Source organism: Streptomyces sp. NPDC096132 (genome assembly GCF_044763345.1).
Taxonomy (GTDB): Bacteria; Actinomycetota; Actinomycetes; order Streptomycetales; family Streptomycetaceae; genus Streptomyces.
This window is the reverse complement of record NZ_JBIWGA010000004.1, coordinates 91,714-113,955: the sequence shown is the minus strand read 5'-3', so window position 1 is coordinate 113,955 and position 22,242 is coordinate 91,714. Positions and strand designations below refer to the sequence as shown.

Below are 22,242 nucleotides of genomic sequence, written 5' to 3'. Positions count from 1 at the left end.
GAGCCGCACACCCATGAGCCGCACATCCCCCCACCACCGGCAGGACGAGCCGACGCAGGTGAGCCGCCGCGGTCTGCTGAAGACCGCCGGCGGTCTCACCGCGGCCCTCGCCCTCGGCGCCGGAGCCACCTCGGCCGCCACCACCGCCGACGCCGCGCCCGCGACCTTCACCCACCCGGGCATGCTGCACAACGCGGGTGACATCAACCGGGCCAAGGTCAGGGTCGCCGCCGGCACCGACCCCTGGCTGTCCGGCTGGAACAAGCTGACCGCCAACTCCCACTCCCAGTCCACCTGGACCCCCCGGGCCACGGCCACGATCATCCGCGGCGGCACCGGCGAGAACTACGGCCTCCTCTACAACGACATCGCCGCGGCCTACCAGAACGCCCTGCGCTGGCGCGTCGGCGGCACCGAGGCCAACGCCCGGTGCGCCGCGAACATCCTCAACGCCTGGGCCACCACCCTGACTTCGGTCACCGGCAACGCCGACCGGTTCCTCGCCGCCGGGATCTACGGCTGGCAGTTCGCCAACGCCGCCGAACTCATGCGGGACTACGACGACTTCGACCTCGCCGCGTTCCAGAGCATGATGGAGGACGTCTTCTACCCGCTCAACAACAGCTTCCTGACCCAGCACAACGACGCCTGCATCACCAACTACTGGGCCAACTGGGACCTGTGCAACATGGCCTCGATCCTGGCCATCGGCATCCTCAACGAGGACTCCGCCAAGTACGACCAGGCCGTCACCTACTTCAAGTCGGGTGCCGGGAACGGTTCGATCGCGCACGCCGTGCCGTACCTGTACACCGACGACGACGGCTACGCGCTCGGCCAGTGGCAGGAGTCCGGCCGCGACCAGGGGCACACCGTCATGGGCATGGGCCAGATGGGCGCGATCTGCGAGATGGCCTGGAACCAGGGCGACGACCTGTACTCCTACGACAGCCGCCGCTTCATGAAGGCCGCCCAGTACGTCGCCAAGTACAACCTCGGCGGCGACGTACCCTTCACGACCTACACCTGGGGCAGCGGACAGAACTGCGCACAGCAGTCGCAGACCGCGATCTCCGCCTCCTCCCGCGGCCAGGTCCGCCCGGTGTGGGCCATGCTCCACTTCCACTACAACCGGCGCCTGTATCTGGACGACAAGTACATCTCGCAGATGTACTACGACCTCGTCGCCCCCGAGGGCGGAGGCGGGGACTACGGGTCCACCAGCGGTGGCTACGACCAGCTCGGTTTCGGCACCCTCATGTACGCCAAATAGCCCTGCTACAGGCTCGTGCACCGGAATACCCCGCACCGGTGTGGTGCTCTGGTACTACCGGTGCGCGAGCGCGGCGAAGGGCTGGTGAGCAGATGGCGGCAGACCAGACGAACCCCGTGGCCGAGGACCAGGAGGACCCCGACCCGGTCGTCGGAACCCCCTACGGGGCGGTACGAGGACGGTACGAGCACGGCATCGCGGTCTTCCGGGGGATCCCCTACGCGGCACCCCCCTTCGGACCCCGCAGGTTCCGGCCGCCCGGACCGCCCGAGCCCTGGGAGGGGGTGCGCGACGCGGGCGCCTTCGGGCCGACACCGCCGAAACCGCCGTACTCCGAGGCCTTCGCCCAGTACCTGTCCGACCCGGTCGTGCCCGGCGACGACTGTCTCAACCTCAACGTATGGACGCCCGAGCCCGGGCCGGGCGCCCGCCTCCCCGTCCTGGTGTGGCTGCACGGCGGCGCGCTGACCAGGGGTTCCTCGGCCGTGGCGGTGTACGACGGACGGCACTTCGCCCGCGACGGAATCGTGTTCGTCTCGGTCAACTACCGGCTCGGGGTGGAGGGCTACGGACTGTTCCCGGACGCCCCCGCCAACCCAGGCCTGCGCGACCAGCTCGCCGCGCTGCACTGGGTCCACCGGTCCATCAGGGCCTTCGGCGGCGACCCCGACAGGGTCACCCTGGCCGGACAGTCCGCCGGAGCCATCAGCATCGGCGCGCTCGTCGCCGCCCCGCAGGCCCAGGGCCTGTTCCGGCGGGCCGTCCTGCAGAGCGGGGCGCCGGAGGCCTTCGAACGCGACAAGGTACGCCGCATGGTGCGCCGTATGGCCACCCGGCTGAAGATCCCCGCCACCGCCGAGGCCTTCGCCGCGGTCGACCGCGATCTGCTGCTGCGCACGCAGGCCGACGTGGGCAGACTCAGCAGCCCCGTCCTCGGCGGGCCCGCCTTCGGCGTCGTCGTCGACGGGGACCTCGTCCCGCGCGATCCCCTCCAGGCCCTCGTCGACGGCGACGCCGCCACCGGAACCGACCTCCTCCTCGGCTGGACCCGCGACGAGTACCGCCTGTGGCTCGTCCCGGGCGGCCTGCTGGAACGCGTCGACCGGCTCGGCGCGGTCGCCCTGGCCGGAGCCATGGCCCGCTGTCACTGCGGTCACGAGGTGCCCCGCGGGTACCGCGCCCTGCACCCGGAGTCCGGCACGGCCGAGATCGTCGGCCAGATGGTCACCGACCGCCTGCTGCGCCTGCCCCTGCACCGCCTCGCCGACGCCCGCCCCGGAACGTCGTACGTCTACGAGTTCGCCTGGCCCTCCCGTCGCCCCGGCCTCGGCGCCTGCCACGCCCTCGAACTCGGGTTCGTCTTCGACACCGGTGACACACCCGAGTCCGCGAAACTCGCCGGAGAGGGAGCCCCACAGGAACTGGCCGACGACATGCACGCCGCGTGGGTGCGGTTCGCGGCGACGGGCGACCCGGGGTGGGAGCCGTGGGACGCGCGGCATCCCGTGCGGGTGTTCGGCGACTCCGCGCATACGGACGACGGTGGATCGTATACCGCATACGGTCTCCGTGATCGGGAGCTGGCCCTGTGGACGACTGCCTCCATCCCCGCCCGGCCCGACGACGTACCGGCCGCCACGCCCGAGCCGCTCACCGACGGCCGGATCATCCGCAGTACGGAACTCAGATCGGCCGTACGCCGCCTGCGCCGCCCCGGAGGAGTGGGGCGCGACTGAACCGCGCCTCACCGCACAGCCAGCGACCCTTTCCCCACCCCCGCCACCGAGTCCCGCACCACCACGTGCGTTCCCAGCAGCAGGTGCTCACCCGGTGCGTCGGGGGCGCGGTTGAGGACTGTGCGCACCGCGAGGCGGCCGAGCTCCTCGTAGGGGACGTGCACCGTGGTCAGGGAGGGATGCAGGTCGCGGGCGAAGGGGATGTCGTCGTAGCCGGCCAGCGACACGTCGCCGGGGACGTCCAGGCCGGCCTCGTGGAGGGCGGTCAGGGCGCCCGCCGCGACCATGTCCGTGGCGGCGACGACCGCCGTGAAGTCCAGGCGCCGCTCCAGGGCCCGGCGCAACAGGCGGTGACCGGTGTCGCGGGTGAAGTCGCCGTGCAGCACCAGAGCCGGGTCCACGTCGATGCCGCGGGCCCGGTGGGCCTGGGTGTAACCGCGTTCACGGCCCAGCGCCGTGGTGTGGTCCGGTTTGCCGCCGAGGAACAGCACCCGCCGGTGCCCCTGGGCGAGGACGTGCGCGACCAGGGCGAAGGCGCCGCCCTCGTTGTCGTACTCGACGACCGTCACCGGCGCGCCCGGACCCAGCGGCGGGCGCCCGCACAGCACCAGCCGGGATCCCGCCGAGGCCAGCGAGTCGGCGATGCGGCGGGTGCGCTCGCGGTACTCCGGGGTGTCGGCGGCGCCGCCGACCAGGATCACGGCGGTGGCCCGCTGGGCCCGCATCGTCTCGACGAAGTCCAGTTCGTGCCGTACGTCGCCCTCCGTGCTGCACACCAGGCACAGGTGCCCCAGCCGGTGCGCCTCGCGCTCGACGCCGTGCGCCATGTGCGCGAAGGACGGCCCGGTGATGTCCTCCAGCACGAACGCCAGGGTGGGCGTCCCGGCCCCGGCGACCGCCTTGGCGCGGGCGTCGGCTACGTAGTCCAGTTCGCCCACGGCCTGCAGGACCCGGGTGCGGGTCTCGGCGCTCACCGGGTACACCCCGCCGAGCACCCGCGACACGGTCGACGCGGACACCCCCGCCCGGGCCGCCACGTCTCGGATGGTGCTGCGCGCCGCGTCCGCGCTCTTTCTGGTCATCCCGCCCCTCCCCTCGGAAACACCGGCAGCAACCGGTTTCCATGAGCGGAGGCTAGCAGCGGTCGCCCGCGTCGGCGGAGATCTACGACGTTCCCAGTGTGCGGGCGATCGACGCCACCGCCCGCGGGCCGACCCGGCAGCAGCCGCCGATCAGCCGCGCGCCCGACTCCCGCCAGCCCAGGACCTGTTCGGGGGTGAAGGTGGAGCGGCCGTTCCACGCCCGCGCCCGGGCGTCCCAGACCTCGCCGCTGTTGGGGTAGACGACGACCGGCTTGCCCGTGACCCGGGCCGCCGTCGCCACGGCCGCGTCGACGTCCTCGGGGGCGCAGCAGTTCACGCCGACCGCGATCACCTCGTCCACGTCGGCGGCCAGGGCGAACGCCTCGTCCAGAGGCTGTCCGGCCCGCGTCCGTCCACCGTCGACCGTATACGAAAGCCAGGCCGGTACCCCGAGCCCCCGTACACCGCGCAGCAGCGCCTGCGCCTCGTCGGCGTCCGGCACCGTCTCCAGCGCCAGCACATCGGGCCCGGCCGCGGCCAGCACCTCCAGCCGGGGCCGGTGGAAACGTTCCAGCTCCTCGACGCTCAGCCCGTAGCGGCCCCGGTACTCGGAACCGTCCGCGAGCATCGCACCGTACGGCCCCACGGACGCGGCCACCCACAGCGGGTGCGCGCCCCCCTTGTCACGGGCCTGGCGGGCGGCCTCCCGGGCCAGTTCCACGCTCAGCGCCAGCAGCCGGGCAGCCTCCTCGCGGGCGATCCCGCGTCGGGCGAACCCCTCGAACGTCGCCTGATAGCTGGAGGTGATCGCCACGTTCGCGCCGGCCTCGAAATAGGCGAGGTGCGCCTCGGTGATCGCCTCGGGCCGCTCGGCCAGCAGCCGCGCGGACCACAGCTCGTCGCTCAGGTCGTGCCCGGCGGACTCGAGCTGGTTGGACATGCCGCCGTCGAGGACCACGGTTCCTGCGGCAAGGGCTGCGGCGAGCGGTGCGCCGTGCGGGGGAGCGGTGTCGCTGGTCATGTCATGACGCTAGTCGAAGGAGTGGCGGGACGACCGTCCCCGTCCAGTTCGTGAACAGATCGCCCACCATGTGGGAGACGGTCTCGCTAGCCTTGGGGGATGCCGCCACACACCGACACCGACCTCGTGACCGCCGAAGCCGCTGAGTTACTCGGCTCCTCCGGCGGATCCGTCGTCCTCTCCCCGCTCAGGCACAACCCGAAGAACGGCGTCACCGGCGGTGTCTGGACCGTGTCCGCGGGAGACCGTTCGGCCGTGCTCAAGGTGCTCACCCGCGCCAAGGAGACGGAGGGCGGCTGGGCCGCCTCGGACGACCCGCGGCACTGGAACTACTGGCGTCGCGAGGCCGAGGTCTACGCGTCCGGGCTCGCCGCGCACTGGCAGCCGTACGGCATCCGCGCTCCCCGGCTGCTGGCCTGCGTCGAGCGGCCGGACGGCGACCTGGCGCTGTGGCTGGAGCACGTGCCGGGCGAACCGGCCACGGCATGGCCCCTCGCCCGGCACATCGAACACCTCCGCCGGCTGGGCCGGGCCCAGGGGGCGGCCCAGCCGGCCGACCGGCCGTGGCTGACGCGGCGCTTCCTGCGGCAGTACGTCGAGAGCAACACCCTCGGCCAGGAGCTCCTCGACGACGCCGCGGCCTGGCGGCAGCCCCTGGTCCGCGACCACTTCCCGCCCGGCCTGCGCGCCGGCATGGTCCGCCTGCACCACGACCGGGAATGGTTCTTCGACGTCATGGAGAGGCTTCCGCGCGCCTTCGGGCATCTCGACATGTGGCCGGCGAACGTCCGCTCGTCGGACGGGACGGACTCCGTGGCGCTCGACTGGGCCTTCGCCGGCGACGGCGCGCTCGGGGAGGACCTCGGCAACTACCTCCCGGACACCGTGTTCGACCTCTTCCTGCCCGCGGCCCGTCTCCCCGCGTACGCGGCGGCCGCCTACGACGCGTACCTGCACGGCCTGCGGGAGAGCGGGTGGCGTGGTGACGAACGGCTCGTACGCCTCGCGGTGTGCGCCTCGGCCGTGAAGTACGACTGGCTCACCGCCCGCATGCTGGCCCGCGCGGGCGAGCGGCAGCTCGACTACGGCGGCGAACGCACCGTGTCGCCCGAACTCCGCTACCGTGAACGGGGGTTGACACTCGCCTTCCTCGGCGAATGGGCGGCGGAAGCACGCGTGCTGGCTCCCCGGCTCGGATTTCCCGAGGCCCCCAGCGGCAGATAGCGGCGCTCCTGCGCCGTCTGCGGCCCGCCGCACCTGCGCCGCGCGCCGTCCCGCCGCTCCTACGCCGCGTGCCGTCCGCCCGCCCGGCGGGGCCGGGCCCGTCGGCGCAGTGTCATCGGCATCCCGAGCCCCGCGAGCAGTCCCGCGGCGAGCACATACGGCCACCACCCCATGTCCCCGCTCATGCCGGTGTTCGCACTGCGGGGCTCCGCCGCCACCGCTTTGGAGGAGGCCCGATTCCGGGCGGAGGGCGACGGGCTCGCGGTGTCGGCGGTGAGCAGGACGTCGTTGCCGTCGCCGCCCCGGTAACTGATCCGGTACACGGTGTCGGCGAGTTTCACCTCGGCGCCTTCCCGCAGCCCCTCGAAGGTGCCGGAGACCGCGCCGCGCCCGGTGTGATCGAGAACGGCGATCTCCTTCGCCGCTTCCTCCGCCTCCGCCTTCGCCGACAGATCGAGCCCGCCTGCCAGCCGCACCCGCCCGCCCACCTTCAACGGCCGTTCCCCCAGGACGAGATGGCCCTGCCCGTTCTGGGTGTAGTCACCACTCACCGTCAACCCGCTCGTGACCACACCCTCGTTGGTCACGGACCCCCTCACCGCGCCCTTGCCGACGAGCGTGCTCGTCACCCGCAGCGCCGAGCCGCCCATGTCCAGCCGCGCGCCCGCCGAAGTGAGCCTGATGGCACGGCTGTTGACGAGGGTCGCTCCGGAGCGCAGGGCGAGGGTTCCCTTCCGCACCGTCGTCGTGCCGGTGTACGTCACCGAGGATCCGGTGAGGGTCGTGGTCGCCGCCCCGGACTGGACGAGTGCGCCGCTCCCGCCGATCGTCGACAGGGAGACCGGTGTTTTGGTGTTCCGCACGACGAGCGTGCCGTCGTTCACGATCCGCCGCCGGGTCGTGCCGGTGAGCAGTGACCCGTCTCCGCCCGCCGCACCCGACCCCAGCCGCAGCACCGCGCCCTTCTCCACGGTGGTGGAGCCGTCGTAGTACTGGGCGGCCGCGAAGGTGACGTCGTTCCCCTTGGTGCCGGCGATGACGACGTCCCCGGCGCCGGGTGCGGCGAGCGTGTCGTGGTACTTGCCGCCGCCGATGGGCGCGCCGAGCGTCACCGGCCCGTTGTAGTCGAAGGTCAGCAGGGACCGGCGCCCGCTGCGCTCGTGGAGATTGATGTAGACGGTGTCCTTCGTGCCCGGCATGAAGATCCGGTGCGTGGTGCCGTCGCCCCACCGCACGTCCGCACCCTCGATGTTGGTGCCGCGCTTGTTCAACTGATGGGGGATCGCCCGCCAGTTGATGCCGGGATCGCTCAGGGACGGGTTCGTGTCACCGCCCCGGTCGCTGTAGCTGTACTGCCCGGTGAGGACGACCTTGCTGCCGGGCCGGCTGTGGACGTTGACGTCGCTGCCGTACTCCCGCTGGTAGAAGTCCTGGCGCAGGGTGATCGTCTGGTACAGCGGGGTGTCGATGATCCAGGAGCCCTGGTTGAGGATGGCGCGGGCGTTGGGCAGCGACACGGGGTACTCGGGGCGGCCGACGGCCATGCCGGTGCCGTTGTCGATGACCCCGGAGAAGGGGTGTGTGCCCGCCAGGTCGAGGGTGCCCCACATGTTGCGCGGCTGGGTGACCAGACCGGAGCCGCTGATCGTGCCGATGTTGAAGGTGCGGGTCAGCGACAGGCGGAGGGTGCCGTCGACACGGACGTTGAGCTGGTTGAGCCGATAGCCGGGGGTGTCGTACGGGAAGTGGCCGATGAGACCGGTGCCGCCGCCCGTGCCGTACTGCAGGGTCGCCCCGCGCTCGACCGTGATCGCGGGCGGGTCGGGTCGGGTGACGGTCGTGTACGGGTGGTTGCCGCCCTGGGTGCGCACCACCTGCCGCTGCCGGGCCTTCGGCAGGGTGAAGTCGCTGTCCCTGGTGAGGATCAGCGTCCCGCCGCCGCGCACGGTGAGCGTTCCCTGGCCGCGGAAGACGCCGTCGTACGTCGTCGTCCCGGACGGCACGGTGACCACCGTGTCGCCGGTGAGGGTGACGTCCCGGTTCGCCCGTACGTCGGCGGTGACGTCCCGGACGCCGGCGGCCGCCGCCGGGGGAGCGGTGGCCAGGAGGGCGGCGACGGCCGCGAGGGCGCCGGCGGCCGCTGCTGAGGTGTGGAGGGGGCTGCGCACGGTTCGGAGACGGATCACGGCCGCCACCGATAACAGAAATTTCGTCTCCTGCCGCTCGGAGAGCGGTCGCGCCGCCGGAATCCTCCAGGCCGCGCCGCAATCCTCCGGAAAAGGCTTTCTATCAAGTCCCGCCCGACCCGTTGACCTGCTCGTAACACACCCTTACCTTTTCGGCGTTCGTCATTCCACATGTCGTTCGCAGTTCCGAACGCCCCTCTCGCGAGAGGCAACCGCGTGCACCCCAACCCGCTCGTCCCGCACCGCGCCGACCCCCAGATCCACCGTCACACCGACGGCTTCTACTACTTCACGGCGACCCACCCGGACTACGACCGCATCGTCCTGCGCCGCTCCCGCACCCTCGCCGGTCTCGCCACCGCCGACGAGTCGGTCATCTGGCGGGCCCATCCCACCGGGGACATGGGCGCGCACATCTGGGCGCCGGAACTCCACCGCGCCGACGACTCCTGGTACGTCTACTTCGCCGCGGCCCCCGCCGAGGACGAGTGGGCGATCCGCGTCTGGGTCCTGGAGAACACGAACCCCGATCCGTTCCAGGGGAGTTGGACGGAGAAGGGGCGCATCGAGACGGCCTGGGACACCTTCTCCCTCGACGCCACCACCTTCACCCACCGGGGCACCCGGTACCTCGCCTGGGCGCAGCAGGACCCCACCCGTGAGGGGCACAACACCGCGATCCTGCTGTCCGCGATGGCGAACCCGTGGACCCTGACGGGTCATCAAGTCATCCTGTCCGCCCCCGAGTACGACTGGGAGTGCGCCGGCCACCAGGTGAACGAGGGCCCGTACGTCCTGCAGCGGGGCGGCCGGATCTTCCTCACCTACTCCGCGAGCGCCACCGACCACCGCTACTGCGTCGGCCTGCTCACCGCCGACGCCGACGCGGAACTGCTGGACCCGGCGGCCTGGTCCAAGTCCCCCGTGCCGGTGTTCACGAGCAGCGCCTGGGCCGGTGTGTACGGCCCCGGCCACAACGCGTTCACGGTCGCCGAGGACGGCGAGACCGACGTCCTCGTCTACCACGCCCGCTCCTACCAGGAGATCGACGGCGAACCGCTGGACGACCCCAACCGCCACACCCGGATCCAGACCTTCGGCTGGAAGCCGGACGGCACCCCCGACCTCGGCGCGCCCGTCGCCGAGACCGTGAAGGAGAGTGCGTGAGATGAGACGTGTGTACGCCACCCTGCTCGCCCTCTGTCTGGCGCTGATCGGCGCCCTCGCCACCGCCGGGCCCGTCCAGGCGGCGGCCCTGACCGTCCCCAACGGCGTCCAGTTCACCGACACCTCCGGCAATGTCGTGCACGCGCACGGCGGCGGGGTCATCAAGGTCGGCAGCTACTACTACTGGTTCGGCGAGGACCGCAACGCGGACAACACCTTCCGGTACGTGGACGCCTACCGTTCCACGGACCTGAAGAACTGGGAGTTCAGGAACCACGTCCTGACCCAGTCCAGCGCCTCCGAGCTCGCCACCGCCTACATCGAGCGGCCCAAGGTCGTCTACAACGCGTCCACCGGCAAGTTCGTGATGTGGATGCACAAGGAGAACGGCACCGACTACAGCGAGGCCCGCGCGGCCGTCGCCGTCTCCGACACCGTCGACGGGACCTACACCTACCAGGGCAGCTTCCGCCCGCTCGGGTCCTACATGTCCCGGGACATCACCACGTTCGTCGACACCGACGGAACCGGTTACATGGTCTCCGCCGCCAACGAGAACTACGACCTGCACATCTACCGGCTCACCGCCGACTACACGGCCATCGACAGCCTGGTCGCCAACCCCTGGGCGGGCGGACACCGCGAGGCGCCGGCCCTGTTCAAGCGCAACGGCGTCTACTTCATGCTGACCTCGGGCGCCACCGGCTGGAACCCCAACCAGCAGCAGTACGCCACCGCGACCAGCCTGTCCGGCCCCTGGTCGTCGATGACGAACGTCGGCGACTCCACCGCCTACGGCTCGCAGACCGCGTATGTCCTCCCGGTCCAGGGCACCTCGGGCACCTCCTACCTGTACATGGGCGACCGCTGGGGCAACTCCTTCAGCGGCACCGTCAACGACTCCCGCTATGTGTGGCTGCCGCTGACCTTCCCGACCTCGAGCACCCTGTCCATGTCCTGGTACCCGGAGGTCACCGTGGACACGGCCGCCGGGACGGTGACCGGCACCAGCGCCACCTACAACACGCTAGTCGCCCGGCACTCCTCCAAGTGCGCCGACGTGACCAGCCAGTCGCTGTGGCAGGGCACCCAGATCAAGCAGTACACCTGCAACGGCGGCAACAACCAGAAGTACTGGTTCAAGTCGGTGGGAAGCGGTTACTACCAGCTGGTGGTGCGCAACAGCTCCCTCTGTGTGCAGGAGAACGCCAACACCGTCTCCCAGGAGAACTGCGACGGCTCGGCCACCACCCAGCAGTGGTCCGTGACCGCCGGCGGCAGCTATGTGAACATCAAGTCCCGGGCGAGCGGCGAATGCCTCGACGTGAACGGCGCGTCCACCGCCAACTCGGCCGCGATCATCACGTACACCTGCAACGGCGGCACGAACCAGCAGTGGACACAAGGAACATGACGTGACGTCAGGCGAGCAGGTCGATCGCGTCGATCGACGTGCCCGCGCTGAGGAAGGACGTCGTCCCCGAACCGCTCGCCACGTAGATCTTCAGCTGGTTGTAGGCGCTGGTGTCCGTCAGCCAGGCGGACGCCGGCACGCTGTAGGTGAACGTGTAGTTGTTGCCCCGGTAGGAGCCCACGGTCAGCGACCGGGTGCTCGGCTGGGTGGGCGGGGAGGGGACGGCCGACGTCCAGGTGTCGTTGACGACGATCTGGGGGCGGCCGTTGGCGTAGGCCGTCGTCACGCCGATGCGCAGGGTGTGCGCGGCGGCGGCCTGGGCGGCGGTCAGTCTGAAGTAGACGATGATGCCGCTGTTGACGTCCTTCCACAGGTAGCAGGGGAAGGCGGACGTCTCGGTGCCGCTGCCGATCACCACGTTCCCGGTCCAGGACGCCGCCCGGACGTCGGAAGGGTGCGCGTACGTCATCAGGTCGGCGTTCTTGAAGCCGCCCGGCGTGCCGTTCCAGTCGCCGATCCGCCAGATCGCGCTCGCGTTGCCCGGGTCGTTGGAGGACGGGATGGCGATCGTGTTCAGGGTGGTCGTACCGCCGGCGGATACGGTCACCTGTGTACTGTATACAGCCAACTCGCCCTTGTAGACGGTCAGTGTGTACGTCCCCGGCAGTATCCCGGCGACCGAGAAGTACCCGTCCGAGGCCCGCGCCGACCCCCAGTACTGGGCGGCCGAGTTGGCGAGCCCCACCGCGTACGGGTACGCCGTGTCGCGCCCGCTGATGCCGACGCCGGCGACCCGGCCCCGGCCGCTCGCGGCGACGTACCCGGAGATGCCGAGGGAGTCCGCCCAGGACGTGGTCAGGGTCCCGGGGAAGAGCGACGAGGACGGCGCGCCGCCGTCCGTGAGGGCGATGACGTAGGGGCCCTGGAGGCCGAAGCGCTGGGCCTCGGTCTGGTTCTCGCCGTAGTACAGGATCTCGTACAGGCCGCCGCCGTCGGCGCTCTGGTGACGCAGCAGGGAGCGGTAGAAGGGGCCGCCGGAGGCCTTCTCGTGGTTGCTGCGTACGATCCACAGTCCGACGGATCCCGTCGACCAGCCGATGTAGTTGTAGTCGATCACGCGCAGCTTCGAGTAGTGCTTGGAGCGGGTCTGGCCGTCGGACTTCGCGAACACGTCCGAGGCCTCGATGGTGGAGGACGTGTAGGTGTAGGAGTCGGGCTCGTCGTTGAGGAACAGGCCCTTCTTCACGCGGACGATGTAGCGGGTCGCCGAGACCGAGGTGTCGGCCTTGTTGGTCCACAGGTAGACGTTGTTCTCGCCGCTGCGGGCCGCGTAGTAGTGCTTGAGCGTGCCGTAGGTGACCGAGATCAGGATCGTCGATCCGGACTGGGCGATCGTCACCGTCGAGGTGCCGAGACCGGATTCGATGTGCGAGTTCTTGCCGTCGTAGCCCTGGTACTCGGTGCCCTTGTAGACCAGCGAGGTCAGGTCGCCGTTGGTCTTGCTGACCTTGAAGACCAGGCTCGCGCCGGTGTCGACGACGTAGTTCGAGCCGTCGTCGCTCCAGCCGAAGGCCGCGGCGGACGCGGGGGCGGCGAGCGGGCCGGCCAGGGCGGCCGAGCCGGCGGCTGCCGCGGTGCCGAGGACGAAGGCGCGGCGTCGGACCGGGTGGGGCTCGGATCCGGACATGGGGGGGCCTCCTTCGGGAGGTGTGGGGTGTGCGGGTGTGGGAGAGAGTGACAGTTGAATCGATTTCGCGAAAGGGCTTTCGCTTGCGGGAGGTTGGCAATCTTGTGAAATCGGTTCAGAGTCTAGAAAGCGCTTGCAGGAGGCGGTACGGTCCAGCCGCCAGGACTGCCACCGTGACGGAGGAGCCTCGAGTGAGACGTTTCAACATCGCCGTGCCGGCGGCGCTGACGCTGACCGCCGTCCTGACGGCGGTCCCCGTCTCCGCCCAGGCGCACGAGCGCCGGCCCGCCCCCCTCGGCATCGACCACTGCACCGCCACCGCCTGCCACTTCGACGTCCCGCCCGGCACGTACGACGTCAAGGTCGTCCTCGGCGGCGGCGCCGACTCGAGCACGAGCGTCAGCGGCGAGACCCGGCGGGCGCTGCTCCCCGAGACCGCCGTCCCGGCCGGCGAACGCGTCGCCCGCAGCTTCACCGTCGACGTCCGTACGCCGGAGGGCGAACCGACCGGCGCCGAGGGAACTCCCGGCCTGGATCTGGCATTTGGCGGTACGGCACCCGCCCTCGCCGACATCCGGGTGACCCCCGCGCGGCACGCCCGGCAGATCTTCCTCGTCGGCGACTCCACCGTCTGCGACCAGCCCGGCGACCCCTACACCGGCTGGGGCCAGGAACTGCCGCAGTATCTGCGCAAGGGCGTCTCGGTCGCCAACTACGCGGACTCCGGGGAGAGTACGGTCACCTACCTGCAGAACCCGCAGCTGTGGGCCACCGTCCAGCCGCTGATCCGACCGGGCGACCTGGTCCTGATCCAGCTCGCGCACAACGACAAGACGACCGACGAGGTGACGTACCGCGCGAACCTGGAGACACTGGTGGCAGGGGTCCGGGAGAAGGGCGGCAGGCCCGTCCTCGTCACCCCTGTCGTGCGCCGCTGGTTCAACGCCGACGGCACGCTGAACAACGGAACGGCCCTGCTGGTCAACGGACTCGGCGTCGACCACCCGGCGGTGATCCGCTCGGTCGCCGCCACGCAGGACGTACCGCTGATCGACCTGACCGCGAAGACCAAGGCGCTGGTGGAGTCGCTGGGCGTCGAGGGCTCCAAGGCGCTGTACCTGTACAACGAAAAACGCGACAACACGCACACCTCCGTGTACGGCGCCACGGTCTACGCGGGCCTGGTCCGCGACGAACTCGTGGCGCAGCGTCTGGTGCCGAGGGGCACTGTGCGGGTGGGATGAACTCCTGGGGGCGCCCCGACCGGAACCGGGACGCCCCCAGGTCCTGCCCCCGGGCTCCCGGTTCCCGCACGGGAACGGGGCTCCCAGCTCCCGCACCAGCCGCGCGCCGAGAGAGAAACCGCCGATGCAACTGCCCCCGCCCGATCCCGCCCTCAGCCCCCGCACCGGCTACACCCGGGCCCACTGGGAGGCGGCCGCCGACGCCCTGCTGGCCGCCGTGGAGCCGTACGCCACCGAGGACCTCGCCCTCTACCACTTCCCCGGCGACCGGCAGAGCTGGGCGGGCCGTCTCTCCGACGGTCTGGAGGGGTACGCCCGCACTCTGCTCCTCGCCGCCTTCCGCCGTGACGAGACGGCGCTTCAGCGGTACGCGGACGGACTGGCGGCCGGTGTGTCCGGCGTCTGGCCCCGTATCGAGGACCGGAGCCAGCCGCTCGTCGAGGCCGCGTCCGTCGCCCTCGCGCTGCGGCTGACCCGACCCCTGCTGTGGGACCGCCTGGACGACTCCGTACGCCACCGCGCGGCCGCCTGGCTCGGCGACGCGCTGACCGCCGAACCCTGGCCCTGCAACTGGGAGTTGTTCCCCGTCACGGTCGGCGGCTTCCTCCAGGAGATCGGCTACGAGGCCGAGGCGTCCCGCAAGGCGGTCGACCGCGGTCTGGAGCGGATCGAGGAGTGGTACGTCGGCGGCGGCTGGTACACGGACGGCGACGGCCGTAAGTACGACTACTACAACGGCTGGGCGATGCACCTGTATCCGGTGCTGCACGCATGGCTCGCGGACGACAGTCGACTGCTGACTGTATACGGTGACCGGCTGGAGGCCCACCTCGCCGACTACGCCCGCCTGTTCGGCGGCGACGGCGCCCCCGTGCGCCAGGGCCGCTCCCTCACCTACCGCTTCGCGACGACCGCCCCACTGTGGCTCGGCGCCCTGACCGGCCGCACCCCGCTGCCGCCCGGCGAGACACGCCGGCTGGCCTCGGGCACGCTGAAGTACTTCCTGGAGCGGGGCGCAGTCGACGAGCGCGGCCTGCTCACCCTCGGCTGGCACGGCCCCGACCCCTCCGTCCTGCAGGGCTATTCGGGTCCCGCCTCCCCCTACTGGGCGAGCAAGGGCTTCCTGGGCCTGCTGCTGCCCCCGGACCACGAGGTGTGGACGGCGCCGGAGGAGCCGGGCCCGGCGGAGCGGGAGGACGCGGTCACGCCGGTCGGCGCGCCCAACTGGCTGCTGCAGTCGACCCGTGCGGACGGCCTGGTCCGGCTGCACAACCACGGCAGCGAGGACGTCCGCTACGACCCGTACTACACACGGCTGGCGTACTCGACGGTGACGGCGCCTTCGCCCTCGTCCTCACCGACGCCCTCATCGTCGTCCTCAGTCACGTACGACAACAGTGTGATCGTCGGGGACGACCCGAGTCGTACGGGTATCGAGCCGCTGGGCGTGGGGGAGGGCTGGGTGGCGTCGCGGCACACCGTGGGCGGCGGGGTGCGGGTCACCAGTGTCGTGCTGGCGCACCGGGCGACGGAGGTACGGGCGCATCTGGTGACAGGGGCGGAGCCGGGGACGCCGGTACGGGTGACGGGGTGGGCGGCCGCGGAGGGGGTGCGGGCCGACCTCGCCCCGATCTTCGGCCTGGACGATTCCGCCGGACCCCTCGCAGGTACTACTGGACCCCTCACAGGTACTACTGGATCCCTCACAGGTACTACGGGAGAGGGCGACACCCTCTTCGTCGCGCTCGCCCGGCTCACCGCCGAGCCGGCACCGGTACCCCTGGAGGAGACGGTCTCGGTGCGGGTGGAGGGACAGGACCGGATCCATGTCCGCTGGAGCGGGGGCCCCGAGGTCCGGGTGAGCGTCTCGGGGAACGCGGTGAGCACCACGTTCTGAGCCCTCGGCTGCACGCCGGGCCCCGGCGCGGCCGGGGCCCGGGGGCCGGATCATCCGTCTCAGGGCTTGAGGCGGGCGATCCGCAGGGTCTTCGTGGTCGGCGAGGCCCCGCTGAGCGGCTTCGCGTACGTCGGGGTCACGGGGGCGTACGCCCAGGTCAGGGTGGAGTCCTTGAGGACCGCGATGTCGCCCGTGATGCGGGTGCTCACCACCTTGTCCGCGCTCTGGAACTTGCCGTTCCAGTCGATGAGACGCAGATGGGTGCCGGTGAAGGTGCCGGTGCAGGTCCCGGAGGCGCACTTGGCGTTCTTCAGCGACTCCCAGGACAGCAGGAGCCGGTCCTTGCCGTACGGGGCGATGTGGACGTTCACGTTCTCCGTGCCGGCCGCGCTCGTGAGGTACACCGCCTTGCCGGGACCCGAGTTGCGGTTCTTCATGAAGGCGACGGCGACCTGATGGGTGCTGGTCTTCGGCTTGACCGTCCAGCCGCGGCCGCTGGAGTCGTCCGGGTTCTTCTTCGCGGAGGCGGCCCCGCGCGAGGCGAACGCGGTGGCGTAGCGGCCGGTGGAGGACTTCACGAGGTCGCCCGTGCGGCCGGGGAAGGTCCCGCCGCAGTAGCCGGCCCAGCACTGCTCGCGCTGTACGACCGGGGCGACGTCCGGGGCGGCGATCCCGGTGGAGACGAACAGCCCCGAGCGCCAGTCGTCGAAGCAGAGGGAGGTGAAGGCGCCGGAGGTCTCGGCGTGCAGCGCGATGCCCTCGTTGTGGCTGCACCCCCAGCCCCAGCCGCCGCTGAGCTTGGACCCCTTGGCGCTGATGTAGGTCAGCTTGTCGCCGTAGTGCCCGTCGGCGAAGCCGCCCGCGCCGTGCACGACGAAGTAGGCGCCGTACTTCTTGCCGTTCCAGGTGAGCTGACCGTCGAGGGTGGGCGACGTGTCGTGGGAGGCGGTGCCGGTGAGCTTGGTGCGGAACGTCTGCTTGCCGTTCGTGTAGCGGACGATCGCGGCCGCCGTCTCCTTCCACTTGTTGGTGTCGGAGACACGCGTGAGCAGCGCGAAGCCGTCGTTGTGCGCGACCAGGCCGCCGACTTCCTTGGCGCCCTTGACGACCGTGTCCGCACCCGAGCGCTTCCCGGCGGCGGTCAGCGGGGTGACGTGGATGCCGTCCGCGGCGGGCCAGGCCACCCGCAGCGTGCCGTTCGGGGCCACCGCGGTCGTCGTCCGGGTCCACTCGCGCGTGTTGTTGTAACCGGCCGAGAGGTAGGGGAACTTGGCGGTGAGGGCCACGGCCGTGGTGGTGGGGGTGAGGTTCGGGGCGGCGGTGGTCGTCGCGGCCCCGGCGGTGGCGTACCACGCGCCGGCGAGCACCCCGGCGGCCGCGAGGGCGCCGATGGCGGGCTTGCGGGCCGCGCGGATGCGGCGGTGGCGCGTTGTCCGTCGTGCAGATGTCATGGCCTGTGGTTGCCACCGGGGCGGGAAAGGGTTGCCGTGACGGGAGAGAATTCCGGGGTACGGGGGACGGCACTGGCCGCACCGGGGTTTCTCCGTTGCAGCGGGTGACGGCGTGCACAACAATCCGGGCATGACTTCTGCCATCCGCCACGTGACGATCGACTGCTCCGACGCCTACGCCCTCGGCAGCTTCTGGTCCGAGGTGCTCGACCAGCCCCTCCACGAGGACGACAAGCCCGGGGACGAGGAGGCGCTGATCGAGGGCGCGGGCCTGCTCTTCGTCACCGTTCCGGAGGGGAAGACCGTCAAGAACCGCATCCATTTCGACCTCGAGCCGCAGGACCGGACCCGCGAGGAGGAGGTCGAACGCCTGCTCGCCCTCGGCGCCACGCTGGTCCACGACCACCGCAGGGCGGACGGCAGCGGGTGGGCCTTGCTCGCGGACCCGGAGGGCAATGAGTTCTGCGTGGAGCGCAGTGCGGCGGAGCGGGCGGCCACGGCATCCGGCTGAGCGGCGCCGTCGCCCGGGCCCGCCCGATGTCGTCGGCCGTTGTTCGGCGGGCGCCGAAGGGTCGGACCCCTAGCGTGGACGTATGCCCGTGACCCCGTTCGCCGCCCTTCACCACGCCGACGCGCCGCTCCTGCTGCCCAACGCCTGGGACCATGCCTCCGCGCTGGCCCTGGCCCGAGAGGGCTTCCCGGCGATCGGCACGACGAGTCTGGCCGTCGCCGCGGCCGCCGGGCTGCCCGACGGGACGGCGGCGACCCGTGACGAGACCCTCCGCCTCGCCCTGCTCCTCGGCTCGGAGCCCTTCCTCCTCTCCGTGGACGCGGAGGACGGGTTCAGCCAGGATCCGGACGAGGTGGGGGAGTTCGCGCGGCGGCTCGCCGCCGTGGGAGCCGTCGGCGTCAACCTGGAGGACGCGCTGGGGCCTGCCGACCGGCACGCCGCGAAGATCGCCGCCGTCAAGCGCGCCGCACCCGGCCTCTTCGTCAACGCCCGTACGGACACGTACTGGTCGGGCGCCGACGAGCGCGAGGACGACACCTGGCACGAAACCCTGTCCCGCCTCGACACCTACCGACAGGCGGGCGCGGACGGCGTGTTCGTCCCCGCGCTGACCGACCCGCGGCGGATCGCCGACCTCGTCGCCCGCCTGGACGTGCCCCTCAACATCCTCTACTCGCCGGCCGGCCCGACCGTCCCCCACCTCGCCGACCTCGGGGTGCGCCGCGTCAGCCTCGGCTCGCTGCTCTACCGGCGGGCCCTGGGCGCGGCCCTGGAAGCGGTCACGGACATCCGTGACGGCCGGACACCAGGGGGGCGGACACCGACGTACGGCGACGTCCAGGCCCTGGCGGAAACGGACCCTCTCGGCTGAGGCCGCGCTCACAGGCCGGTGCCCGAGCCGCTCGGGACCTTCCCTGCCGGGAGGTCAGTCGTCCTCGGACTCCGCTCGGGCCCCGTCGTGCGTGTCCTCGCGGGGCCAGTACGTCAGGGCCGTGTGCAGCGCGTCGATCGCCTTGTCCCACGACCGCTGTACGTCCCGGGGCGCGCCGAACGACCCGCCGGCCTCCAGGGCGCAGTACCCGTGGAAGGTGCTGCGCAGCAGGCGGACGGCGTCGGTGAGGTCGGGTTCGGTGAGGCCGTAGGCGCGGAGCATGCCGTGGGTGATCTCGGCGGTGCGGCGCAGGGCGGGGGAGTCGACGACGAGTTCCTGGTCGATACGGATCTGCGCGGCCGCGTACCGTCCCGGGTGCTGGAGGGCGTACTCCCGGTAGGCCCCGGCGAAGGCGGCGAGCGCGTCCTTGCCGGCCAGCCCGGCGACGGCCACCGCGATCCGGTCGATCATCTCGCCGCCCACGAACAGGGCGAGCCGGGTCCGCAGGTCCTTGAGGTTCCTGACGTGGGAGTACAGACTCGCGTCCTTCACGCCGAAGCGCCGGGCCAGCGCCGAGATGGTGACGCCGTCGGAGCCGGCCTCGTCGGCCAGCTCGGCGGCGGCCGCGACGAGACGGTCGGTGGTGAGGCCGGCGCGGGGCATGGGGGACCGCCTGGTGTACTCGACTCGGGCTTTGAGCAGGTCAGGGGGAATCCTAGAGGCGGCCGGGCCGGCGTGCCCGGAGGCCCGAGTGCGCGAAGCAGCGGCCCGCCCCCGACCCCGGTCCGCCCCGGCCCCCGAGGGCTCCCGCCCTGGGACGGGCCGGGGCGTCCCGCTCAGCCGATCGGCGCGTACAGCACGCCCAGCTTGTCCACCTCGTCGCCCGAGCGGCCCGTGAAGCCGACGATCTGCCAGCCGGTGGGTGCCGTGAAGGTCGTGGTGTCGCTGGTCGCCGTTCCGGCGGACAGGGTGCGTGCCTTGTCGGTGGTGAAGGCGGCGGAGAAGATCCTTGTGTGACCGTCCTTCTGACCCTGTGTCAGCTTCACGGACGTGAGGTGCTCGCCGGCCGCCAGGGTCAGGGAGGTCGCGGTGCCGCCCGTGCCGCCGTGGGTGAGCGTCGTGCCCCCGTCGTGCGTCAACGCCACCGCGTCCAGGCGGGATCCGCCCCGCAGGGTCAGGGTGCGCGGAGCCGGGGCGGTGGGCAGGTCGTCCGCGTCGTTGAACGCCGTGCCGTGCGGACCGCCGAAGAAGTCACTGGCCCGCAGGGAGGAGTTGAGGGTGTAGGAGAAGTCCACCGTGTGCGGGAAGTGGTCGGAGAGATTGCCGCCCGCGGAGTCCAGGAACGACGCCCACTCGTTGTTGTAGCGGGTCGCCGTCAGGGACAGCAGCCTGCTTCCCCGGTAGAAGACCTTGTCCACCACCTCGCAGTCGTTCGTCGGCGCCGTCGTCGGGCACAGCAGCGCGTCCGCGCCCTGCGTGGGCCGGACGCCGCCCTTCACCAGCTGCACCCACGCGTCCGTCAGCCCGTTCTCGTCGGCCAGAGTGCGGATGTTGTCGCCGCTGCGGGTGTACCGGGTGTTGGTGTCACCCATCACGATCACCGCGTTGCCCGAGGAGTTCGCCTGGATGAAGTCCGACAGCTGCTCGATGTTGGCGCGGCGCGCGGCCAGCGCGTCGTCGGTGTCGTCGGCGTTGGTGTGCACGTTGTAGAGGTCCACGAAGACGCCCTCGGCCAGCCGCACCCGGGCCAGCGTGAAGCCCTTCGGGGTCAGGCAGTTGGTGCCGGTGCAGTCGTTCCAGCGCACCCGCTCGAAGTCCTGGAAGGCGTAGTCGGAGAGCGTGTTGAGTCCGTCGCCGATGCCGGCGCCGCCGCTGGTCGCCGTGCGGTACGGATGGTTGTCACCCGCGTACAGCGCCGCGTGGTAGTTGAAGTCCTCCTGGACGTTGACGATGTCGTAGGCCGTCAACCGGGGTGAGATCAAAGGGGTGTTGGTGGCCGGGTGGCCCGAACTCAGGCCCTCGGGCAGGCCCGCGACGTTGTAGGTCAGGACGTTGAACGTGCCCGTCGTGGCGGCGGCGGAGTCCGCCTGGGCGGGTGCGGCGGCGGCCGCGGTCAGGCCGGTCAGGGCCAGGACGGCGGCCGCGAGGGTGCCGATGAGTCGTCTCATGTGGGGGTGTCTCCGGTCGGGGGAGCGGCAAGAGAGCTGAACAGTGCTCAAGATTGGGGCCGACCGGTGTGACGCACAAGGGTTGTCGAGGAAACAGTGAGTGCCGGGACGAAATCGCTTGCTGCCCTCCCCTCCGCGGGGCCGCCGTCGGAAGCGGACCGGCGGCCGCGGCCCGGCCGGGGTCACGCGTTCGGATTGATCCCGTTCGACAGCCCGGTGTACGCCGGCTTCGCCCCGTAGCTCTCGTTGTACGGCAGTGCCGCCCCGTATCCGCTGAACGTGCCCGGCACCCACGAGTACTTGTCGGTGACGCCCCACAGGGTGACGCCGGCGCAGCGCGGCACACCGAGGCAGTTCTCGCTCGCCGTCTTGTAGTCGGTGGACTGCTGGGCGAGTTCGGCGGAGGAGGCGGGCAGCGGGATGCGGATGTCCAGTTCGGTGACCGACACCTCCAGGCCGAGGTCGGAGAACCGCTTCAGGTTCGGCTTCATCGTCGACGGCACCTTGCCCACCTCGAAGTGAGACTGGAAGCCGATGCCGTGCAACGGCACACCCTGCGCGAGGAGTTGCTTGGCGAGCGCGTACAGGGCGTCGCTCTTGGCGTTGTCCGCCTCGATGTTGTAGTCGTTGATGTACAGCTTCGCGTTCGGATCGGCGGCGTGCGCCCACTTCAGCGCGTTGGCGATGTACCCGGTGCCCAGCTTGGTCTGCCACAGCGAACCGCGCATCGAACCGTCCTCGTTGAACGTCTCGTTGACCACGTCCCAGGCGTACACCTTGCCCTTGTAGCGCCCGACCTCGGTGTCGATGTGGCTCTTGAGGATCGTGTTCAGCTCGCTCGCCGAGAAGTTGCCGTTCTTCAGCCAGGACGGCAACTGCGCGTACCAGACGAGGGTGTGGCCCCGTACGCCCTGGTTGTGCGCGGCGGCATGCGCCACCAGCCGGTCGGCGGCGGCCCAGTTGAAACTGCCCCGGCTCGGTTCGACGGCGTCCCACTTCATCGCGTTCTCCGCCGTCACCGAGTTGAACTCCCGGTCCAGGACCGTGGTGTACGACGAGTCGGAGGTCAGCGGGGTGTCGCCGACCGCCGCGCCGATCTTCACGCCGCGCCCGTCCGCGTAGCCGCGCAGGGTGGTGGCGGCCGAGGCGTCGGGCGTGAGACGCGGCAGCGCCACGGCCGCCGTGGCGACGAGCGCGCCCGCGACGGCGAGCGGGACGGGACGCAGGAGGCGGCGACGGCGCCGGTGGTTCACCGGTGTGTGGGGCACGGCTGCTCCTCGGAGCTGGGGGAGTGGGGATGCGGGTCTTCC

17 protein-coding genes are annotated in these 22,242 nt (G+C 71.2%); 9 read left to right on the top strand and 8 right to left on the bottom strand.

Annotation, left to right across the window (positions count from 1 at the left end; translation table 11 throughout):
* Positions 1-13 precede the first annotated feature (13 nt).
* Positions 14-1,273, top strand: coding sequence for an alginate lyase family protein (locus ACIRF9_RS11190; protein WP_403819232.1), 1,260 nt, complete (start codon positions 14-16; stop codon positions 1,271-1,273).
* Between the two features lie 92 nt (positions 1,274-1,365).
* On the top strand, positions 1,366-3,009 hold the full coding sequence (locus ACIRF9_RS11185; protein ID WP_403819230.1) for a carboxylesterase/lipase family protein: 1,644 nt from the start codon (positions 1,366-1,368) through the stop codon (positions 3,007-3,009).
* A gap of 8 nt (positions 3,010-3,017) precedes the next feature.
* Here the strand turns inward: ACIRF9_RS11185 and ACIRF9_RS11180 are convergent, their stop codons facing one another.
* On the bottom strand, positions 3,018-4,091 hold the full coding sequence (locus ACIRF9_RS11180) for a LacI family DNA-binding transcriptional regulator (protein ID WP_403819229.1): 1,074 nt from the start codon (positions 4,089-4,091) through the stop codon (positions 3,018-3,020).
* Positions 4,092-4,173: 82 nt separating this feature from the next.
* Positions 4,174-5,112, bottom strand: a complete 939-nt coding sequence (gene mmuM / locus ACIRF9_RS11175; RefSeq protein WP_403819228.1) for a homocysteine S-methyltransferase — start codon at positions 5,110-5,112, stop codon at positions 4,174-4,176.
* A 99-nt stretch (positions 5,113-5,211) separates the two neighbouring features.
* On the opposite strand from mmuM, the gene ACIRF9_RS11170 reads away from it, so the two are divergent.
* A complete protein-coding gene (locus tag ACIRF9_RS11170) occupies positions 5,212-6,336 on the top strand; it encodes an aminoglycoside phosphotransferase (RefSeq protein ID WP_403819226.1) in 1,125 nt (374 codons plus the stop codon).
* Positions 6,337-6,395: 59 nt separating this feature from the next.
* Here ACIRF9_RS11170 and ACIRF9_RS11165 read toward each other — a convergent pair whose 3' ends face one another.
* Positions 6,396-8,504, bottom strand: a complete 2,109-nt coding sequence (locus ACIRF9_RS11165) for an autotransporter (protein WP_403819901.1) — start codon at positions 8,502-8,504, stop codon at positions 6,396-6,398.
* A 189-nt stretch (positions 8,505-8,693) separates the two neighbouring features.
* Here ACIRF9_RS11165 and ACIRF9_RS11160 point away from each other — a divergent pair, with 189 nt between their 5' ends.
* Both ACIRF9_RS11160 and ACIRF9_RS11155 read left to right on the top strand, forming a co-directional pair.
* Entirely contained in the window at positions 8,694-9,689 is a 996-nt protein-coding gene (locus ACIRF9_RS11160) for a family 43 glycosylhydrolase (protein WP_403819224.1), read from the top strand.
* Between the two features lies 1 nt (position 9,690).
* Positions 9,691-11,103: an RICIN domain-containing protein gene (locus ACIRF9_RS11155; RefSeq protein WP_403819223.1), complete on the top strand. Its 1,413-nt coding sequence runs from the start codon at positions 9,691-9,693 to the stop codon at positions 11,101-11,103.
* Positions 11,104-11,110: 7 nt separating this feature from the next.
* On the opposite strand, the gene ACIRF9_RS11150 is transcribed toward ACIRF9_RS11155, so the two are convergent.
* The gene (locus tag ACIRF9_RS11150; RefSeq protein ID WP_403819221.1) at positions 11,111-12,790 is read right to left on the bottom strand and encodes a rhamnogalacturonan lyase B N-terminal domain-containing protein; all 1,680 of its coding nucleotides are present in this window, start codon (positions 12,788-12,790) and stop codon (positions 11,111-11,113) included.
* Positions 12,791-12,981: 191 nt separating this feature from the next.
* Between ACIRF9_RS11150 and ACIRF9_RS11145 the strand changes: the two genes are divergently transcribed.
* Together ACIRF9_RS11145 and ACIRF9_RS11140 are read left to right on the top strand one after the other, a co-directional pair.
* Positions 12,982-14,034 carry a rhamnogalacturonan acetylesterase gene (locus ACIRF9_RS11145; RefSeq protein ID WP_403819219.1) on the top strand — a complete coding sequence of 351 codons (1,053 nt, stop codon included), beginning with the start codon at positions 12,982-12,984 and terminating at the stop codon, positions 14,032-14,034.
* A gap of 124 nt (positions 14,035-14,158) precedes the next feature.
* Positions 14,159-15,931, top strand: coding sequence for a DUF2264 domain-containing protein (locus ACIRF9_RS11140; protein ID WP_403819218.1), 1,773 nt, complete (start codon positions 14,159-14,161; stop codon positions 15,929-15,931).
* 59 nt (positions 15,932-15,990) lie between these two features.
* Here the strand turns inward: ACIRF9_RS11140 and ACIRF9_RS11135 are convergent, their stop codons facing one another.
* Positions 15,991-17,382 (bottom strand): hypothetical protein, encoded by a 1,392-nt coding sequence (locus ACIRF9_RS11135; RefSeq protein WP_403819216.1) that lies wholly within the window; start codon positions 17,380-17,382, stop codon positions 15,991-15,993.
* A 130-nt stretch (positions 17,383-17,512) separates the two neighbouring features.
* On the opposite strand from ACIRF9_RS11135, the gene ACIRF9_RS11130 reads away from it, so the two are divergent.
* Complete coding sequence (locus ACIRF9_RS11130) at positions 17,513-17,893, top strand: VOC family protein (RefSeq protein WP_403819215.1); 381 nt, start codon at positions 17,513-17,515, stop codon at positions 17,891-17,893.
* A gap of 82 nt (positions 17,894-17,975) precedes the next feature.
* The gene (locus tag ACIRF9_RS11125; protein WP_403819213.1) at positions 17,976-18,764 is read left to right on the top strand and encodes an isocitrate lyase/phosphoenolpyruvate mutase family protein; all 789 of its coding nucleotides are present in this window, start codon (positions 17,976-17,978) and stop codon (positions 18,762-18,764) included.
* 54 nt (positions 18,765-18,818) lie between these two features.
* Here the strand turns inward: ACIRF9_RS11125 and ACIRF9_RS11120 are convergent, their stop codons facing one another.
* From ACIRF9_RS11120 to ACIRF9_RS11110, 3 genes are all read right to left on the bottom strand, one after another.
* Positions 18,819-19,427, bottom strand: coding sequence for a TetR/AcrR family transcriptional regulator (locus ACIRF9_RS11120; protein WP_403819211.1), 609 nt, complete (start codon positions 19,425-19,427; stop codon positions 18,819-18,821).
* 173 nt (positions 19,428-19,600) lie between these two features.
* The gene (locus ACIRF9_RS11115) at positions 19,601-20,932 is read right to left on the bottom strand and encodes a jacalin-like lectin (RefSeq protein ID WP_403819209.1); all 1,332 of its coding nucleotides are present in this window, start codon (positions 20,930-20,932) and stop codon (positions 19,601-19,603) included.
* Positions 20,933-21,114: 182 nt separating this feature from the next.
* Entirely contained in the window at positions 21,115-22,200 is a 1,086-nt protein-coding gene (locus ACIRF9_RS11110) for an endo-1,4-beta-xylanase (RefSeq protein WP_403819207.1), read from the bottom strand.
* Between the last annotated feature and the right edge of the window lie 42 nt (positions 22,201-22,242).

Bases quoted from the DNA above. Each gene is read 5' to 3' on its own strand.
- ACIRF9_RS11155 (WP_403819223.1), top strand. From the start codon at position 9,691: ATGAGACGTGTGTACGCCACCCTGCTCGCCCTCTGTCTGGCGCTGATC.
- ACIRF9_RS11140 (WP_403819218.1), top strand. From the start codon at position 14,159: ATGCAACTGCCCCCGCCCGATCCCGCCCTCAGCCCCCGCACCGGCTAC.
- ACIRF9_RS11115 (WP_403819209.1), bottom strand. From the start codon at position 20,932: ATGAGACGACTCATCGGCACCCTCGCGGCCGCCGTCCTGGCCCTGACC.
- ACIRF9_RS11135 (WP_403819216.1), bottom strand. From the start codon at position 17,382: ATGACATCTGCACGACGGACAACGCGCCACCGCCGCATCCGCGCGGCC.
- ACIRF9_RS11130 (WP_403819215.1), top strand. From the start codon at position 17,513: ATGACTTCTGCCATCCGCCACGTGACGATCGACTGCTCCGACGCCTAC.
- ACIRF9_RS11185 (WP_403819230.1), top strand. From the start codon at position 1,366: ATGGCGGCAGACCAGACGAACCCCGTGGCCGAGGACCAGGAGGACCCC.
- ACIRF9_RS11120 (WP_403819211.1), bottom strand. From the start codon at position 19,427: ATGCCCCGCGCCGGCCTCACCACCGACCGTCTCGTCGCGGCCGCCGCC.
- ACIRF9_RS11160 (WP_403819224.1), top strand. From the start codon at position 8,694: ATGTCGTTCGCAGTTCCGAACGCCCCTCTCGCGAGAGGCAACCGCGTG.
- ACIRF9_RS11180 (WP_403819229.1), bottom strand. From the start codon at position 4,091: ATGACCAGAAAGAGCGCGGACGCGGCGCGCAGCACCATCCGAGACGTG.
- ACIRF9_RS11170 (WP_403819226.1), top strand. From the start codon at position 5,212: ATGCCGCCACACACCGACACCGACCTCGTGACCGCCGAAGCCGCTGAG.
- ACIRF9_RS11190 (WP_403819232.1), top strand. From the start codon at position 14: ATGAGCCGCACATCCCCCCACCACCGGCAGGACGAGCCGACGCAGGTG.
- ACIRF9_RS11125 (WP_403819213.1), top strand. From the start codon at position 17,976: ATGCCCGTGACCCCGTTCGCCGCCCTTCACCACGCCGACGCGCCGCTC.
- ACIRF9_RS11150 (WP_403819221.1), bottom strand. From the start codon at position 12,790: ATGTCCGGATCCGAGCCCCACCCGGTCCGACGCCGCGCCTTCGTCCTC.
- mmuM (WP_403819228.1), bottom strand. From the start codon at position 5,112: ATGACCAGCGACACCGCTCCCCCGCACGGCGCACCGCTCGCCGCAGCC.